General features: G+C 38.2%; 13 protein-coding genes and 1 riboswitch. Of the genes, 8 read left to right on the plus strand and 5 right to left on the minus strand.

Going from position 1 to position 16,263, the window contains the following annotated elements:
• Positions 1-374: 374 nt before the first annotated feature.
• Complete coding sequence (locus tag ACHWSC_RS14900; protein ID WP_075994615.1) at positions 375-905, plus strand: hypothetical protein; 531 nt, start codon at positions 375-377, stop codon at positions 903-905.
• 100 nt (positions 906-1,005) lie between these two features.
• On the opposite strand, the gene metE is transcribed toward ACHWSC_RS14900, so the two are convergent.
• The 3 genes from metE to ACHWSC_RS14915 all read right to left on the minus strand — a co-directional run bounded on the left by metE (position 1,006) and on the right by ACHWSC_RS14915 (position 6,311).
• Complete coding sequence (gene metE / locus ACHWSC_RS14905; protein ID WP_120333103.1) at positions 1,006-3,318, minus strand: 5-methyltetrahydropteroyltriglutamate--homocysteine S-methyltransferase; 2,313 nt, start codon at positions 3,316-3,318, stop codon at positions 1,006-1,008.
• Between the two features lie 78 nt (positions 3,319-3,396).
• Positions 3,397-3,500: riboswitch (SAM riboswitch) on the minus strand.
• 186 nt (positions 3,501-3,686) lie between these two features.
• Positions 3,687-4,376: a response regulator transcription factor gene (locus ACHWSC_RS14910; protein WP_172840643.1), complete on the minus strand. Its 690-nt coding sequence runs from the start codon at positions 4,374-4,376 to the stop codon at positions 3,687-3,689.
• A 102-nt stretch (positions 4,377-4,478) separates the two neighbouring features.
• Positions 4,479-6,311, minus strand: coding sequence for a sensor histidine kinase KdpD (locus ACHWSC_RS14915; RefSeq protein WP_205399923.1), 1,833 nt, complete (start codon positions 6,309-6,311; stop codon positions 4,479-4,481).
• 379 nt (positions 6,312-6,690) lie between these two features.
• Here ACHWSC_RS14915 and ACHWSC_RS14920 point away from each other — a divergent pair, with 379 nt between their 5' ends.
• Entirely contained in the window at positions 6,691-7,020 is a 330-nt protein-coding gene (locus ACHWSC_RS14920; protein ID WP_394677282.1) for a hypothetical protein, read from the plus strand.
• Between the two features lie 47 nt (positions 7,021-7,067).
• On the opposite strand, the gene pyk is transcribed toward ACHWSC_RS14920, so the two are convergent.
• Complete coding sequence (pyk, locus tag ACHWSC_RS14925; RefSeq protein ID WP_394677283.1) at positions 7,068-8,495, minus strand: pyruvate kinase; 1,428 nt, start codon at positions 8,493-8,495, stop codon at positions 7,068-7,070.
• 134 nt (positions 8,496-8,629) lie between these two features.
• Positions 8,630-9,124, minus strand: a complete 495-nt coding sequence (locus ACHWSC_RS14930; RefSeq protein ID WP_232475665.1) for an IPExxxVDY family protein — start codon at positions 9,122-9,124, stop codon at positions 8,630-8,632.
• Positions 9,125-9,411: 287 nt separating this feature from the next.
• Here ACHWSC_RS14930 and ACHWSC_RS14935 point away from each other — a divergent pair, with 287 nt between their 5' ends.
• The 6 genes from ACHWSC_RS14935 (at position 9,412) to ACHWSC_RS14960 (ending at position 16,061) form a co-directional block, all read left to right on the plus strand.
• Complete coding sequence (locus ACHWSC_RS14935; protein ID WP_028070665.1) at positions 9,412-9,648, plus strand: acyl carrier protein; 237 nt, start codon at positions 9,412-9,414, stop codon at positions 9,646-9,648.
• Positions 9,649-9,675: 27 nt separating this feature from the next.
• Positions 9,676-10,929, plus strand: coding sequence for a beta-ketoacyl-ACP synthase II (gene fabF / locus ACHWSC_RS14940; protein ID WP_046674847.1), 1,254 nt, complete (start codon positions 9,676-9,678; stop codon positions 10,927-10,929).
• A gap of 84 nt (positions 10,930-11,013) precedes the next feature.
• The gene (rnc, locus tag ACHWSC_RS14945; protein WP_088160073.1) at positions 11,014-11,754 is read left to right on the plus strand and encodes a ribonuclease III; all 741 of its coding nucleotides are present in this window, start codon (positions 11,014-11,016) and stop codon (positions 11,752-11,754) included.
• Positions 11,755-11,778: 24 nt separating this feature from the next.
• Positions 11,779-13,161, plus strand: a complete 1,383-nt coding sequence (gene hisS, locus ACHWSC_RS14950) for a histidine--tRNA ligase (RefSeq protein ID WP_394677284.1) — start codon at positions 11,779-11,781, stop codon at positions 13,159-13,161.
• 243 nt (positions 13,162-13,404) lie between these two features.
• On the plus strand, positions 13,405-14,400 hold the full coding sequence (pdhA, locus tag ACHWSC_RS14955) for a pyruvate dehydrogenase (acetyl-transferring) E1 component subunit alpha (protein WP_046674850.1): 996 nt from the start codon (positions 13,405-13,407) through the stop codon (positions 14,398-14,400).
• Between the two features lie 29 nt (positions 14,401-14,429).
• Positions 14,430-16,061 (plus strand): 2-oxo acid dehydrogenase subunit E2, encoded by a 1,632-nt coding sequence (locus ACHWSC_RS14960; RefSeq protein WP_394677285.1) that lies wholly within the window; start codon positions 14,430-14,432, stop codon positions 16,059-16,061.
• The last annotated feature ends 202 nt before the right edge of the window (positions 16,062-16,263 follow it).

A 16,263-nucleotide genomic window follows, 5' to 3' on the forward strand; every position in this document is an offset into this window, starting at 1 on the left:
ACAATAATATGCCAATATCGTGCTTTAAGATATAACAGATTAATAATCAAAAGTTTTTGGGAATTTGGTAAATATTTTGAATCTTTGCAATTTAACAGAGTAATTAATAAAAACGGAAGAATATGTTTGCAATATTAGAAAATCCCGCTTCGTCCACAGAGAAGATTCTCGGGAATATTCTTCGGAATACGGCCCTTTCCTAATCTTCTTTCTTAATACGTTAAGTAACCTACGTTGATATTGGCTAAAAATTGGCTCTCTAAATGGTGGCCCACGGTTCCAATATGCTTAGCTTATTATGGAGTTTTAGAAATCCAGTTAATTTCAAGTTGATTGTGAAAGCTGGATATGAATGTTATGTTTTAGAAAATTTTATGAATTCAGTAAATAAATATGTCCTTCAGGCACTGGATAACTATCCTATGTATTTGGAGGAGACCATGGAATCCTTATCCTATGCGCTGTCTTATGATGAATCCAATACAATGGCGCTGTGTTTGATGGGAAGAGTTCATGCCGAACAGCTATTGGACTATGAACAGGCAAAAAGGTATTTCCAGGAAGCTTTGGTGCATAATGTGCAGGCATTGGAGGTATATCCTTATTTCATTCAGACACTGATTGATATGGGGGAGTATGAAGCTGCAAAAAAGACGATTAAATTTGCTTTGACACTTCCGGCTATGCCCTTGACAGGGATATGGATCAAGAAAGCTCTTTTATTTGAAAAATTGAGAAAATACAAAAAGGCATTGAAGGCGTTAAAAATGGCACAACTTGAGAATGTTGATCTTGATTTTTCGTCAAGCCTGAAGTCGATTGAAGATCGGATTAAGGGGAAACAGGAAATTAAGAACGGGAAAGAAAAGGAAAACAAGAAAGAAAGGAAGAACACTCGAAAATAGTATCACATTATCCGAATGACGGTTTTTGTTTCGAACCAAGGTCCAATAAAGAAGCCCTAGATGAAATTTCATCTAGGGCTTTATCAATATAGTTTAAGAATTATTCTGCTCTTAAGATTTTCGCAGCCTCAACCATCGACTCTAAAGCCGCTTTGGTTTCTGGCCAAGCACGAGTTTTCAAACCACAGTCAGGGTTAACCCAAAGTTGTTCTGCTGGAACTACTGCTTTTGCTTTACGCAATAGATCTACCATCTCATCTTTGCTTGGAACACGTGGTGAGTGAATGTCATAAACACCTGGACCAATATCGTTTGGATATTTGAAATCACCAGCGAAAGCATTCAACAATTTCATTTGAGAACGTGAAGTCTCAATCGTGATGACGTCAGCATCCATTGCAGCGATATCTTCGATTACATTATTGAACTCAGAGTAACACATGTGTGTGTGAATCTGTGTATCGTCTTCTACATTTGATGAAGAAACACGGAAAGCACGTACTGCCCAGTTCAAGTAATCTTTTTGATCAGCTTTACGTAGCGGTAATCCTTCACGGATTGCTGGTTCATCGATTTGTATGATTTTGATACCTGCTTTTTCCAACGCTTGTACTTCGTCTAAGATCGCCAATGCAATTTGGTAAGTCGTTGTTGAACGCGGTTGGTCATTACGTACGAAAGACCATTGTAAGATGGTAACCGGACCAGTCAACATACCTTTAACCGGACGGTTAGTCAATGATTGAGCGTATGAAGACCAACGGACAGTCATATCTTCAGGACGGTATACATCACCATAGATAATCGGAGGTTTTACACAACGTGAACCGTAAGATTGTACCCAGCCGTTTTGTGTGAAAGCGTAACCAGCCAATTGTTCACCGAAGTATTCAACCATGTCGTTACGTTCGAATTCGCCGTGTACTAATACGTCGATATCCAATTGCTCTTGAAGACGGATTGTGTTTTCAGTTTCTTCTGCGATTGCTTTATCGTACTCTGCCTGCGTGATAGCACCTTTTTTCAGGTCTGCTCTCCATTTACGAACATCTTTCGTTTGTGGGAATGAACCAATAGTTGTGGTAGGGAATGCTGGCAAGTTGAACTTCGCTTGTTGCGCTGCTTTACGGTCAGCAAATGCTGAAGTACGTTTCGCATCGTCATCAGTGATATTGCTTGTACGTGTTTTAACCTCTGGTTTGTGGATCAGTGGAGAAGTACGACGGCTTTCAGCCGCAGCTTTGTTGGCTTCGAAGCGTTTTGCTGTTTCAGCATCAACTTCACCTTCTGCTAATACGGCTAAGTCTTTTACCTCAGCTAATTTTTGTTTAGCAAATGCTAACCAGTTTTTTACTTCAGCTGGTAGCGATTGCTCATTGTGTTCATTGTCTAAGTCAAAAGGAACGTGCAACAATGATGAAGAAGGAGCTACCCATACACGGTCTTTTCCTAATGCATCAACAGCTTGTTTGATTTTAACCAATGATTTTTCGTAATCATTTTTCCAGATGTTACGGCCTTCAACAATACCCAAAGATAATGTTAATGAAGCAGGAACTTTAGCTAGTACCGTATCCAATTGGTTTTCACCGCGTACCAAATCCAAATGTAAAGCATGGATAGGTAGGTTAACTGCGATATCTTCGTTATCTTTTAAAGCTTCGAAGTAAGTCGTCGCGATTAATTTGATATTTTTTGCTGCTGCAGCTAATTTTTCGAAAGTGGGTTGATATAAAGCTTTTACTTTAGCATCTAAATCCAATGCTAAGAAAGGCTCGTCAATCTGAACATATTGCGCACCGGCCTCAGCTAGTTTAGCTAATATTTGCTCATATACTGGAACAAGTTTATCCAATAAATCGATGCGGTCGAAGCCAGCTTCTTTTTCTTTACCGATCAAAAGGTAAGTGATAGGACCTAATAGAACTGGTTTAGTATCGATGCCCAATGATTTTGCTTCGTTATATTCATTTAAGAACTTTTCGGACGTCAATTTGAATTCTTGATCTTTTGTAAATTCTGGCACCATATAGTGGTAGTTGGTATCCAACCACTTGGTCATTTCCATTGCTGTCACGTCGATTCCTTCTTGTTGGAAACCACGCGCCATGGCAAAATATAAATCTAAGCTGTAATTGTTGTCTACTTTATTCAATAAAGAATGGTAACGAGCAGGAATTGCACCAACAGTAAGGGTTAAATCCAATACTTGATCGTAAAAAGAGAAATCATTGGAAGGGATCAAATCTATTCCAGCATCTTTTTGTGTTTTCCAATTGCCTTCACGAATTTTTTTTGCTGTGTCCAATAATTCCTCAACAGAAGATTTTTTAGCCCAATAGGCCTCATTGGCTTTTTTCAATTCGCGGAACGCGCCCACACGAGGGTAACCTAAATTGTTAGTCAATAACATAATGAATGTTTTTAATATTTCTTTTTCAACTATATTTCTTGCTAGAGAGAGAAGGACACACTAGAATTCGGTGACTTCGGCTTATCATTCCCATATCAAGTAGGGTAGAATTTAGCACCTTGTCAAGGGACAGGTTGCTAAGGCTTCATCGGGTCTATTCCCTCTGCCTTTCTCTATAAGCGACGCTAAGTTAGAACATTTCTTTTTGAAATGCAAATTTTTTATAAAAGTGCATCAATTTTTTATATTCTACTAAGAATAAAATTGTTTTGTTCTTTTCTTTTCATCCATGATTTAGTGTATGCCATGTTTCAATACGCTGTGTAGCATAAAAAATGGGGAATGACTGTTTCTCATTCCCCATTTTTTTAGCTCACCAAAAGTTTGTAACCTTTTCCGTGCACATTGACAATTTCAACTTTACTATCTTCTTTTAGATATTTACGAAGTTTACTGAGAAATACATCCATACTTCTACCCGTAAAGTAGTTGTCATCATGCCATATTTTTAATAAAGCTTCTTCTCGGGTCAGCACATCATTTTTCTTTAAACAAAGCAAGCGCAGTAGTTCCGCTTCTTTGGTGGATAGTTTTTGCATCTGTCCTTTGTAAGAAATTTGCTGACTTGTATAATCAAAGAAATAATCGCCAATTTCAAATTTATCAGCAACCACTTCCTCTTCTTTGTCTCGAACACTGCGCTTCAGTAAAGCATTGATGCGGAGCAATAATTCCTCCACTCGAAAAGGCTTTGTGATATAATCATCTCCCCCTAATTCAAAGGCTTCGGTTTTATCTTCCATCATCCCCTTTGCTGTGGCAAAGATAATAGGAACAGTGTTGTTTGTTTTTCTGATTTCACGTCCAACTGTAAATCCGTCCTTTTTTGGCATCATGACATCGAAAATACAGAGGTCGTAGTTATTTTTTTTGAATTGAGAAATCGCTTCATCTCCATCCGTGCATAATGTGACGTCAAATTTTCCCTTTAATTCGAGATAGTCTTTTAAAAGATCCCCCAAATTAGGATCATCTTCTGCTAATAATATCTTTTGCATAATGATTATATTAATTTTCACCAATGTCCCTTGATGCTGATAAATCAGCTTTCCTCAACCTTTGAAATTTTTTAAAGAGGAAATATACAAAAAAGGAACGTTTTATTTTTTAATAGGCAAAATTACTTCAAAGGTCGTGCCCTTATCTTTTTCACTTTTAACTGTAATTTTTCCGTTCAGCCTTCTCAGGATGTCCTGTACATAACTTAAGCCAAGACCAAATCCTTTGACATTATGAACATTTCCAGTTGGAATACGGTAGAACTGGTCGAAAATCTTTTGCAGGTGATCCCGGCTCATCCCAATACCGTTGTCGGCAATGGTGACGACAATGGTATCACCGACATTTTTTGAATTGATGTTGACATGTAAATCTCCTTTGCTGTACTTGATGGCATTATCCAATAAATTGTAAAATACATTCGAAAAATGTAACTCATCACCAACAACAACATCTTTCGCCGCCGCTAGATCTATGGAAAATTTTCCGCCGATATTTTGCATCCTTAACTGCATACTGTCGGTAACTGCTGAAACAAGATCATTAATATGCACATCCACCTGGTCTAACTTTAATGTTTCCTTTTCCAATCGGGCTAGGTCAAGCACACGTTCAATATGATTTCCGAGTCTAACATTCTCATCGTAGATGATATTAGCCAATTTCTGAACGCGTTTATGGTCGGCATTGATGTCTGGATCTTTAAGTGACTCACTGGCAATCATAATTGTTGCAACAGGTGTTTTAAACTCATGCGTCATGTTGTTGATGAAATCTGTTTTCATTTCCGAAACTTTCTTTTGTCTGAAGATGATAATCAGTGTATAAGCAAAACAACCCACTAACAAGAAAAGTAGTGCCAGCATTGGTAGTAACAGATAGCCCATATTATCTGCGATTATCGCCTTTTTATTGGGGAAATAGATTGTTAATTTCCCTGGCGCAGCGCCGATATCACCTTTAAAAAGTGCGGTCGAGTATTTTGTTGTATTTGTCGGGTTATTTAAAGCGGCTTCGTTTAAAATATTATTTAGTAATATATTGTTTGTACTCCATATTTCAATATTAAAAGGAGCTTTAATGTCGCGTTGAGCCAACTCTTCTTTGATAAGTTCTTGGACAATGATAACATTCAATCGATCTTTTAACGGACGTTTAGCCAGCTCCATTCCAATAGCAACATCTTCGATGTAGTCTGCTTTTTTGCCTCCCAGCATGGCAACGGAATCGTATACATTAAAACCACTCCAAGCGTTTTTTCTGTTGAGGATATCCAATCTTTTTTCCAAATCAGAAATTGTTTTTGCAAGTTTCGCATTCTCTCTCGGTGGTAATGTGGCTACCCTGAATTTTGTCTGTTGATTCACCAGTGGGTCCATTAGGGGGATAACAAACCGTGTGCTATCGTCTTTTCCACTAATCTGATCATCTACCTTTGATGCATTTAACATGATAAAAGCTTGCACCAGATTATCGTCGGTAAGCTCATTTGAAACAGAAAATTTGATAAATTTCTGGTACTCAGGTCTTTTGATGTATGTTTCGTAAAAAGAATTTTTGATTTCAATTACATTTGGATATAAAGCACGCAATTGGTCTTCTTGCTCTTTGAAGTTTGAGAAAACAACATGTTGTTTGTTTTTTAATTCTTCAATTCTATACTGTATTTCGAGTTGCTCGGCCAACAGACGTTGTTTGGCCTGTTCCTGCTTGGATTTTTCAATGTTACGTTCCTGTTGAACTTTAGCAAAGTCGACCACCTCCCGTCGTTCAAGCTTTCCGGCAACAGCTGTAATCGCAGCATTGACGGACTCATCAAATAATTGGGATTTTTGACGATATGAATCTCTCAGAAAATAGAATTGCATAGCCAATACCCCAATTAGAGCTAGAGACATCAGTCCAATGATTAATACAATGCTATTTTTCTTCATTAGGGTTGGGTGTTAAATAAATGTATTTTGAATATATCACAAAGTTTATAGTACTCAGTTTATTTGCCTTTTGCGTATCCATCCCTTATACCATGTGAGTGGCCATTTAAGGTCCGGTAGCTCATATTTTCTTAAATTGTTACAAATATAAAGATGCTAATGTGTTTTGAAGCTGTTTTAACAATGTTTAACAGCAATCTGTTTAAATATAGGTGCTGTTGTTTGTAAATTAGTGAATAGAAATAAATTATGTGCTGAATTGGCCTATTGATAAATTAAATCTACACGGTTAATTCTGGCAGCTATAGAAGTGAATAAGCCGAGTATAACGTGTTCATTGGTGCAATTGAGTGCAGATACTCTTAACAACTATATAGAGATGAAAAGTTATGTATTATTATTGGTATTATCTTCCATAGGAACAATTGCTTTGGGGCAGGTGAAGGTAAAGCCGCAGATTCCTTTGATAGAGGAAAAGGAAGCAAAGATGCCCGTCCTAAAATTGGATTCTTCTAATGAGAAGTACAATATGCCCATTAAGAAGCCAAATCGTGTGGACGGTCTAGCCCCAATGCCAGGAACGGAAAAAATGCCCAAAGGTGATGAGAAAGAAAACAATCTTCCGTTTAGGCGCTTGAATGATTCGCTAAAGGTGAAGGACTTTAAATTAAAAATCGACTCCTTGTATCCAAACAAGCAAAAAAAATAGCGTTCTAGATAGAACGCTATTTTTTTTGCTTTAATCCTTATTATCCATTATAGCTGGGAAACACGGATTGTATTTGTTTTACCTTTTTCGATTAACGGTGTCGAAGCTGTATTGATAATGATAGATCCAGGTTTAACGTAGTTATTTTTTACAATAAATTTGTTAACATCATGGATAGATCCATCCGTGCTTTCGAACTTGTCGTAGATAAAAGTTTTTACTCCCCAAAGTAGGCTGAGTTGTTTCAGTAATTTTTGTGTTCCTGTGAAAACTAAGATATCTACATTTGGTCTATAACTTGTAATTTCAAACGCTGTTGCACCAGATGATGTCAATACCGCAATTGCAGATGCATTTGTTTTTTGAGCAAGGTAAACCGAAGAAGCGCAAATCGCATCCGGAATAAGTGTTCCGTCGTGGATTTCACTAACTTTCTCATTATAATAAGGATAAGAAGTTTGTTCCACGTGGATAATGATTTTGCTCATTGTTTCGATAACGATTTCAGGGAATTCACCGACTGAAGTCTCGCCACTTAACATCACAGCATCCGCTCCATCCAATACGGAGTTGGCTACGTCATTTACTTCAGCACGTGTAGGACGTGGTGTAGTGATCATACTTTCCAACATCTGTGTCGCAATGATCACTGGTTTTGAAAGATCTCTACATTTCTGTACGATGATCTTTTGAAGTCCTGGTACTTCTTCCATTGGAAGCTCAACACCCAAATCTCCACGAGCAACCATAACAGCATCTGTAGCTTCGATAATTGCATCAATATTTTCAATCGCTTCTGGTTTTTCAACTTTTGCGATTACACGTGCATGGCTTCCTTTTGCCTCAATGATTTTTTTACATTGAAAAATATCTTCTGCCGAACGGACGAAAGACATAGCGATCCAGTCTGCACCATGATCCAAGGCAAAATTCAAGTTGTCTAAATCTTCTTCGGTCAACGAAGGGATCGATACTTTAGTATTTGGTAAGTTAACGCCTTTACGTGAAGTAAGGACACCTCCGTGTACAACTTCACAGGTAACAGTGTCTTTATGATTGGTCTCTAAAACACGAAGTTGAAGTTTTCCGTCATCAAGTAAAATGATTTCGTTGGCTTCAACATCGTTTGGAAAGTTTTCGTATGTAATGTAGATTCTGTTTTCGTCTCCGATAAGTTCGTGTGTTGTGATTTCAACTTTTGAACCATTCACGAGAATAGCGCCACCTTCTTTCATTTTTCCGATCCTAATTTTTGGACCTTGTAAATCGGCTAAGATGGCAACATTGAATCCTGTTTCATTATTTATTGCATTTATAGTTTCGATTACCTTAAGGTGATCTTCCTGGCTGCCATGAGAGAAATTCAACCGGCACACATCAACCCCTTTGGCAATCATGTTGGTCAAAACTTGTTTGTCTGCCGAGGCAGGGCCTAATGTTGCGACAATTTTAGTCCTTTTTTGAACTTTTTCCATCTGTTATTTTGTATTTTAAATGTTCTTCATTAATCACAACAAATAGCTAACTATATTGTTGTGTTTTGTCAAAACTAAATCGAATTAATTTAGATCTAAACTGGGGTGTATTTGCTACACTAACCTACAGTTTGCTAAAATATGAGATTTTCTTTAGATTTCAATATTTTTGGCGATATTTCTTTTGCAATGACGACTTCAGGTAATTTGCTGATCCTTTTGATAATATGTTCCACGTCATCCTCACAGATGTAGTTTTTGATAATGATAAAAAAATCAAAGTGGGGGTTTTCGGGAATTAAATAAGTTCCTTCGATGCTCTTATTGTTGATAAGAAAATATTCCGTATCGGCATCGGGGATAAGGTAATGAAAAGCAGTGAAGTGGTAGCTTATTTTTTTCTTTGTGTCAAAGATAATATGATATTCAAGTTCTTCTTCGGGTTTGTTTTTTTGTCGACCATCATGGTCGTATTTACTTTCTTTTCCTCTGGAAAAATTCAGATTAGTCTCCTTGTTGATAAAATGGCAGAGTCGGTAATCTTTCAGAGAACAGGTGATGGCGAGTAGGGTAAAATCCAACTCTTCGTCCATATCCATATCTAATCTTGCTACTAACTTATTGACCACTTTAATGCTTAAATATATGCTCCTCTGCTAACGAAGGTACTAATAAATTTAAGGTTGGAATATACTTTTTGTGTAAAATTTGAGTTAATTAGCTGAGCGTTTGGAATACAAAATATTTTTTGTTATACTTGAACTAAGTTAATATAGAGTGGGTTAGCTAGTATAAGACGCGAATAAGTTCGGTCGCCTAACGTGGTGACTTTCATCTAAATATCAATTTAGGTTTGAATTTTGATGAAATTTATTTTTCTTTGCACAGATTTATTAAACAATTAAACTATAAAATCATGTCAGATATCGCTTCAAGAGTAAAAGCAATTATCGTTGAAAAATTAGGTGTTGACGAAAACGAAGTAACACCAGAAGCTTCATTCACTAATGATTTAGGTGCTGATTCACTTGACACTGTTGAGTTGATCATGGAGTTTGAAAAAGAATTCAACGTTGCTATTCCTGATGATCAAGCAGAGACTATTGGTACTGTTGGTCAAGCAATCGCTTATTTAGAAAAAAACGTTAACTAACTAATTTAATTAGGCTAATCGTAATAAATGGAGCTTAAAAGAGTAGTAGTAACAGGATTAGGCGCCCTTACACCAATTGGAAATACCGTCTCAGCTTACTGGGAGGCGTTAATAAATGGTGTAAGCGGAGCTGCTCCTATTACGCATTTTGATGCGTCAAAATTCAAGACTCAGTTTGCATGTGAGGTAAAGGGGTTTGATCCGCATGAATTTATGGATCGTAAGGAAGCTCGTAAAGTCGATCCTTTTGTCCAGTATGCAATTGCGTCAACAGATGAGGCAATTAAAGATGCTGGCTTAGATTTTGAAAAATTAGATACAAATCGTATCGGAGTAATTTGGGGCTCAGGAATAGGGGGGTTAACAACTTTCACTGAAGAAGTTGCAAACTTTGCAAAGGGAGATGGAACACCTCGTTTCAATCCTTTCTTCATTCCTAAGATGCTCGTTGATATTGCTCCAGGACATATTTCAATGCGTCATGGTCTTCGTGGCCCTAACTTTTCTGCCGTATCGGCTTGTGCCTCGGCTACCAATGCAATGATAGATGCTTTTAACTATATTCGTATGGGCAAAGCTGATGTGATTGTTACGGGTGGATCAGAAGCTACAGTCAATGAAGCCGGAATTGGTGGGTTCAATGCTATGCATGCTTTGTCAACCAGAAATGACGACCCTAAAACAGCCTCACGTCCTTTTGATAAAGATAGAGATGGTTTTGTTTCGGGAGAGGGTTCAGGTGCCTTGATCTTAGAGAGTTTGGAGCATGCCTTAGCACGTGGCGCAAAAATCTATGCAGAGATTGCAGGGGGTGGAATGAGTGCTGATGCACATCATATTACAGCATCGCATCCTGAAGGATTGGGCGCAAAACTGGCTATGACAATGGCTGTAAATGATGCAGAGATGGATTTTTCAGATATTGATTATATCAATGTTCATGGGACTTCTACACCGGTCGGTGATATTAGTGAAACGAAGGCTATTGTTGACCTATTTGGTGAACACGCCTATAAATTGAATATCAGTTCAACTAAATCAATGACAGGGCACCTTTTGGGTGCTGCAGGAGCTATAGAAACTATCGCTTCTATATTGGCTGTTCAAAATGATATTGTCCCTCCGACAATCAATCACTTTACAGACGATCCGGAAATTGATAATAACTTGAATTTTACATTCAACAAAGCGCAAAAACGTATAGTTAATGCGGCGTTGAGCAACACATTCGGTTTCGGTGGCCACAATGCTACTGTTATTGTGAAAAAATATAAAGCTTAATGTTTGATCCTTCAAACATGGTTTGATAATATGAGCTAGCGACAGGTTCTTTAACTAGGACTTGTCGCCTTATTTTTAGAAGAGATGCCTTTTGCAAGGATATATAAATTATATTTTTCGCCAGATCGGGAATACGTTAGAAAACTAAAAAACCTGCTTGGATTTGTCCCCGGAAATGTACATCTGTACAAGATGGCTTTTAGACACAAGTCTGTCGCCGTTACAATTAAAGAGGGCGCAAAGAATAGCAACGAACGTTTAGAATTCTTGGGTGATGCTGTTTTGGGTTCGGTTGTGGCTGAGCTGTTATTTAAGAAGTATCCTTATAAAGATGAAGGGTTCCTGACTGAAATGCGCTCAAAAATTGTCAGTAGAGCAAACCTAAATCAGCTTTCCAGAAAGTTAGGTTTTAATGAGCTTATTCAGTTTGATGCACGAATGATCAGTTTTCCGAATAAGCAGGGATCCTTATTGGGAGATGCTTTTGAGGCATTGGTAGGGGCGGTCTATCTGGATAGGGGCTATGTTTTTACAAAAAGCTTTTTGTTGAATCGAATTATTAAACCGCACGTCGATATTCATCTATTGGAACAGACGGAAACAAACTTTAAGAGTCGGTTGATTGAGTGGTGTCAACATACGGGCAAAGAGATCGTATTTCGGCAAACAGACAATCCGGAAGGGGAGTCTTCTAAAATGTTTAGTATTGAAGCGGTCGTTGATGGCATTGTTTGTGGACTTGGCCGTGATTTTAATAAGAAATCTGCAGAGAAATCTGCAGCCGAAAAAGCCTGTGAATTCCTTAAAATTCTAGAAGTAGAATAAAGGATTTTATTAACTTTGCCAAATATGGCAGTAGTAAAACCTTCTTTGGCAAAAGGAACGCGTGATTTTTCACCTTCCGAAATGATCAAACGTAACTATATTTTCGATACACTGAAAACGGTATTCAGAAAATATGGCTATAATGAAATACAGACCCCTTCATTTGAAAATTTGACAACCCTTACCGGTAAATACGGTGACGAGGGTGATAAATTGATCTTTAAGATTCTTAATTCGGGTGATTACTTGGCGAAAACGCCAGATAACCTGCTTCATGATAAAAACTCCAATAAACTCATTCCTCATATATCAGAGAAAGCATTAAGATATGATCTTACGGTGCCGTTTGCACGCTATGTTGTGATGCACCAAAATGATATTACCTTACCATTTAAGCGTTTTCAGGTACAACCTGTGTGGCGTGCAGATCGTCCGCAACGCGGAAGATACCGTGAATTTTATCAATGTGATGTCGACGTGGTCGGGTCAGAAAGTTTATTGAATGAAGCTGAGTTTATTTTGATTTATCAAGAAGCCTTCGAACGTTTTGGACTGAAAGATTTTAATATCAAAATCAACAACCGGAAAATTCTTTCAGGTATTGCTGAAATCATCGGAAAACCTGAACTGATTGTGGATATGACCGTCGCGATCGATAAATTGGATAAAATCGGGTTGGAAGGTGTCAACAAAGAGTTGTTGGAAAGAGGTTTCACAGAAGCAGATCTTGCCATTTTGAAACCTATAATTTTATTGGAAGGCTCGAATGATGAGAAACTGTCTTCCTTAAAAACTATTTTAGCAACTTCTGCTGTCGGTTTAAATGGTATCGCTGAGATTGAGGAAGTGTTTGACTATGTCGGCAAATTAGGTGCTGAAGAAAAATTGCTTAATCAAATCATAGATCTGGATATTACATTGGCTCGAGGTCTCAATTATTATACAGGTTGTATTTTTGAGGTCAAGACGAATGAGGTTGCCATGGGAAGTATCGGTGGCGGTGGTCGCTACGATGATCTTACAGGTATGTTTGGGCTGAAGGGGCTGACCGGAGTCGGTGTTTCCTTTGGTGCGGATCGTATCTATGATGTGTTGGAAGAGCTGGACTTATTTCCTATCGGTAAGGCTGATTCTACCAAACTCCTGATTATAAATTTTGATAAGCAACTGGAAAGTTATACCCTGAATTTACTCAATAAGCTTCGGAAGGAAAATATCGCTTCGGAACTCTATGCTTCTCCTGTAAAATTGAAGAAACAAATGGGTTATGCGGATGGGAAAGGAATCCCCTACGTATTATTAGTGGGTGACGAAGAGGCTACTTCAGGGCAATTGTCTTTAAAGGACATGGAAAGCGGGGAACAGGTAAAGGTAACTGAAAGTGAGCTGATACAAAAACTTCGATAGCAAACAGTTTGCATAAAATAGATTAAGCCAAATGATTATTAAGTCCTTTGGCTTTTTTATTTTCATAAGTTTTTGATTTATTTGATTGTGCCGTTCATTTATTTGTAATCAAATGCTATATACTTTAAATCAAATGTCTTAGAAGTGTCTTAAAGTATAAATAAAATTGATTTTTGGGCAAGGAAATTCGTCCAAAATTATTAGATTTGTAGTCTAGAATAGTAAGAAAATCAAAACTTTGAAATGAGTTCAACACCTATAACAAAAGAGACATATTTGGAGTGGTATAAGTCTATGTTACTTATGCGTAAGTTTGAAGAAAAAGCAGGTCAACTTTACGGACAGCAAAAGATTCGTGGTTTCTGTCACTTGTACATAGGACAAGAGGCTGTAGTCGCTGGAACGATGTCAGTAATCAAACCGGAAGATTCTTTAATCACTGCTTATCGTGATCACGCCCACGCTTTGGCTAAAGGCGTTTCTGCAAATGCTTGTATGGCTGAATTATATGGAAAGATCACGGGTTGTTCAAAAGGTAAGGGAGGTTCTATGCACTTCTTCTCCAAAGAACACAAATTCATGGGTGGCCATGGTATTGTTGGTGGTCAGATTCCTTTAGGTGCTGGTATCGCATTTGCCGAGAAATATCTTGGTACAGATAATGTAAATATCTGTTATATGGGTGATGGAGCTGTGCGTCAAGGTGCATTCAATGAGACATTGAACATGGCGATGTTGTGGAAACTCCCTGTTATCTTCGTGTGTGAAAACAACGGTTATGCAATGGGTACTTCTGTACAACGTACAACGAACATGCAGGATATTTACAAAATGGGCTTAGGTTTCGATATGCCTTCTGCTCCGGTTGATGGAATGGATGTTGTTGCTGTACACAATGCGATGGACGAAGCTGTTCAACGTGCTCGTGCAGGTGAAGGTCCAACATTCCTAGAAATTCGTACATACCGTTACAAAGGACACTCAATGTCTGATCCAGCTAAATATCGTACGAAAGAAGAACTAGAAGCGTATAAAGACCGTGATCCATTGTTGTCGACTAAACATGCTATTTTAGAAAACAACTATGCAGATGACGCTTGGTTTGCAGAAGTTGAGGCTGATGTGAAAAAGGTTGTTGAGGAGTCGGTGAAATTTGCAGAGGAATCTCCTTATCCAACTGCAGATGAATTGTACAAAGATGTATATGTACAACAAGACTATCCATTTATTTTAGATTAATACTCTTTAACTTGATAATATAATAAAGAATGGCTGAAGTAGTAAGAATGCCGAAAATGAGCGATACAATGACCGAAGGGGTCATCGCGAAATGGCACAAAAAAGTTGGTGATAAAGTAAATTCTGGTGATTTAGTAGCTGAGATTGAAACAGATAAAGCTACGATGGACTTTGAGTCTTACCAAGAAGGAACTCTTTTATATATTGGTCCCAAAGAAGGCGAAGCAGTAGCTATTGATGCTGTTATTGCTGTTTTAGGAGAACCGGGTGAAGATTTTCAAGCATTGTTGAGTGGTGATGCACCTGCTGCTGAAAAAGCACCAGAAGAAACTGAAGAAAAAAAAGCAGAAGAAGTTTCTGGTCCAGAATCTTCGGCTAATACTGTAACTCCTGAAGAATTGGGATGTACTGTTATTACAATGCCTTTGTTAAGTGATACCATGAAAGAGGGGGTCATTGCGCAATGGAACTTCAAAGTTGGTGATACGATTAAATCTGACGATGCTATTGCTGATGTAGAAACTGATAAAGCGACTATGGAGGTTACAGCTTATGCTGATGGCACCTTGTTATATGTTGGTCTTGAAGCTGGACAAGCTGCAAAGGTAAACGACATCATCGCGATCGTTGGTCCTGCTGGAACTGATATCACACCTTTGTTAAATCAAAAATCTGCACCTGCAAAGGCGGAAACTGCTGAAGCTCCTAAAGCTGATTCAGCTGCTGCTGTAACCGCTGCACCGGTAGCATCGTCTTCAAGCGATGATTCTCGTGTGAAAGCTTCTCCTTTAGCACGTAAAATTGCACAAGAAAAAGGGATCAATTTAAGTGATATCAAAGGTTCTGCAGATGGTGGCCGTATTGTGAAGAAAGACGTTGAATCGTTTGTTCCTGTTGCTGCACAACCTGCGGAGACAAAAGCTGCAGCTGCTCCTGCAACAGAAGCAAAAGCAATCACTTTGCCTACATTTGTTGGTGAAGAGCGCTATACTGAAAAACCAGTTAACCAAATGCGTAAAACTATTGCGCGTCGTCTAGCAGAGTCATTGTTTACAGCTCCACACTTCTATTTGACTGTATCAATTGACATGGACAATGCAATGGCTGCTCGTGCGCAGATCAATGAGGTCGCTCCAGTAAAAGTTTCTTTCAATGATATCGTTGTAAAAGCTGTTGCTGTTGCTTTGAAAAAACATCCTGCTGTAAACTCTTCATGGCAAGGCGATAAAATCCGTTTCAATGAGCATACCAACATTGGTGTTGCAATGGCTGTTGAAGATGGTTTATTAGTTCCTGTTGTGCGTTTTGCAGATGGTAAATCATTGTCACATATCTCTGCAGAGGTGAAAGACTTCGCCCAAAAGGCGAAAGCTAAAAAATTACAGCCTGCGGATTGGGAAGGATCTACATTTACAGTTTCCAACTTAGGTATGTTTGGAATTGATGAATTTACATCCATTATCAATTCACCAGATGGAGCTATTCTTTCTGTTGGTGCTATTCAAGCAGTTCCTGTAGTTAAAAACGGAGCTGTAGTTCCTGGTAATGTAATGAAAGTGACTTTGGGTTGTGATCACCGTGTGGTTGATGGTGCAACTGGAGCTGCATTTTTGCAAACATTAAAATCTTTGGTTGAAAATCCAGTAAGATTATTAGCATAATCCTTTAATAGAGGAATTAAAAGCCACTTTAGTAATAAAGTGGCTTTTTTTATGGCCTTAATTGATTAAGCTCATTCCACAGGAAAGCTTTTTTTACCGATAATTTCTATCGTTATCCGTTTGGTTGAAGGAAGCACACGTTGTTCAACGCTATAGTGAAAGAGACGCTGTGCGTAAAAAAGGTAACATATACGATGAATAA

Source organism: uncultured Sphingobacterium sp. (genome assembly GCF_964277905.1).
Taxonomy (GTDB): Bacteria; Bacteroidota; Bacteroidia; order Sphingobacteriales; family Sphingobacteriaceae; genus Sphingobacterium; species Sphingobacterium siyangense.

Excerpts from the sequence above, each read along its gene's own strand:
- ACHWSC_RS14900 (WP_075994615.1), top strand. The coding sequence starts at position 375 with ATGAATTCAGTAAATAAATATGTCCTTCAGGCACTGGATAACTATCCT.
- metE (WP_120333103.1), bottom strand. The coding sequence starts at position 3,318 with ATGTTATTGACTAACAATTTAGGTTACCCTCGTGTGGGCGCGTTCCGC.
- ACHWSC_RS14910 (WP_172840643.1), bottom strand. The coding sequence starts at position 4,376 with ATGCAAAAGATATTATTAGCAGAAGATGATCCTAATTTGGGGGATCTT.
- ACHWSC_RS14915 (WP_205399923.1), bottom strand. The coding sequence starts at position 6,311 with ATGAAGAAAAATAGCATTGTATTAATCATTGGACTGATGTCTCTAGCT.
- ACHWSC_RS14920 (WP_394677282.1), top strand. The coding sequence starts at position 6,691 with ATGAAAAGTTATGTATTATTATTGGTATTATCTTCCATAGGAACAATT.
- pyk (WP_394677283.1), bottom strand. The coding sequence starts at position 8,495 with ATGGAAAAAGTTCAAAAAAGGACTAAAATTGTCGCAACATTAGGCCCT.
- ACHWSC_RS14935 (WP_028070665.1), top strand. The coding sequence starts at position 9,412 with ATGTCAGATATCGCTTCAAGAGTAAAAGCAATTATCGTTGAAAAATTA.
- fabF (WP_046674847.1), top strand. The coding sequence starts at position 9,676 with ATGGAGCTTAAAAGAGTAGTAGTAACAGGATTAGGCGCCCTTACACCA.
- rnc (WP_088160073.1), top strand. The coding sequence starts at position 11,014 with ATGCCTTTTGCAAGGATATATAAATTATATTTTTCGCCAGATCGGGAA.
- hisS (WP_394677284.1), top strand. The coding sequence starts at position 11,779 with ATGGCAGTAGTAAAACCTTCTTTGGCAAAAGGAACGCGTGATTTTTCA.
- pdhA (WP_046674850.1), top strand. The coding sequence starts at position 13,405 with ATGAGTTCAACACCTATAACAAAAGAGACATATTTGGAGTGGTATAAG.
- ACHWSC_RS14960 (WP_394677285.1), top strand. The coding sequence starts at position 14,430 with ATGGCTGAAGTAGTAAGAATGCCGAAAATGAGCGATACAATGACCGAA.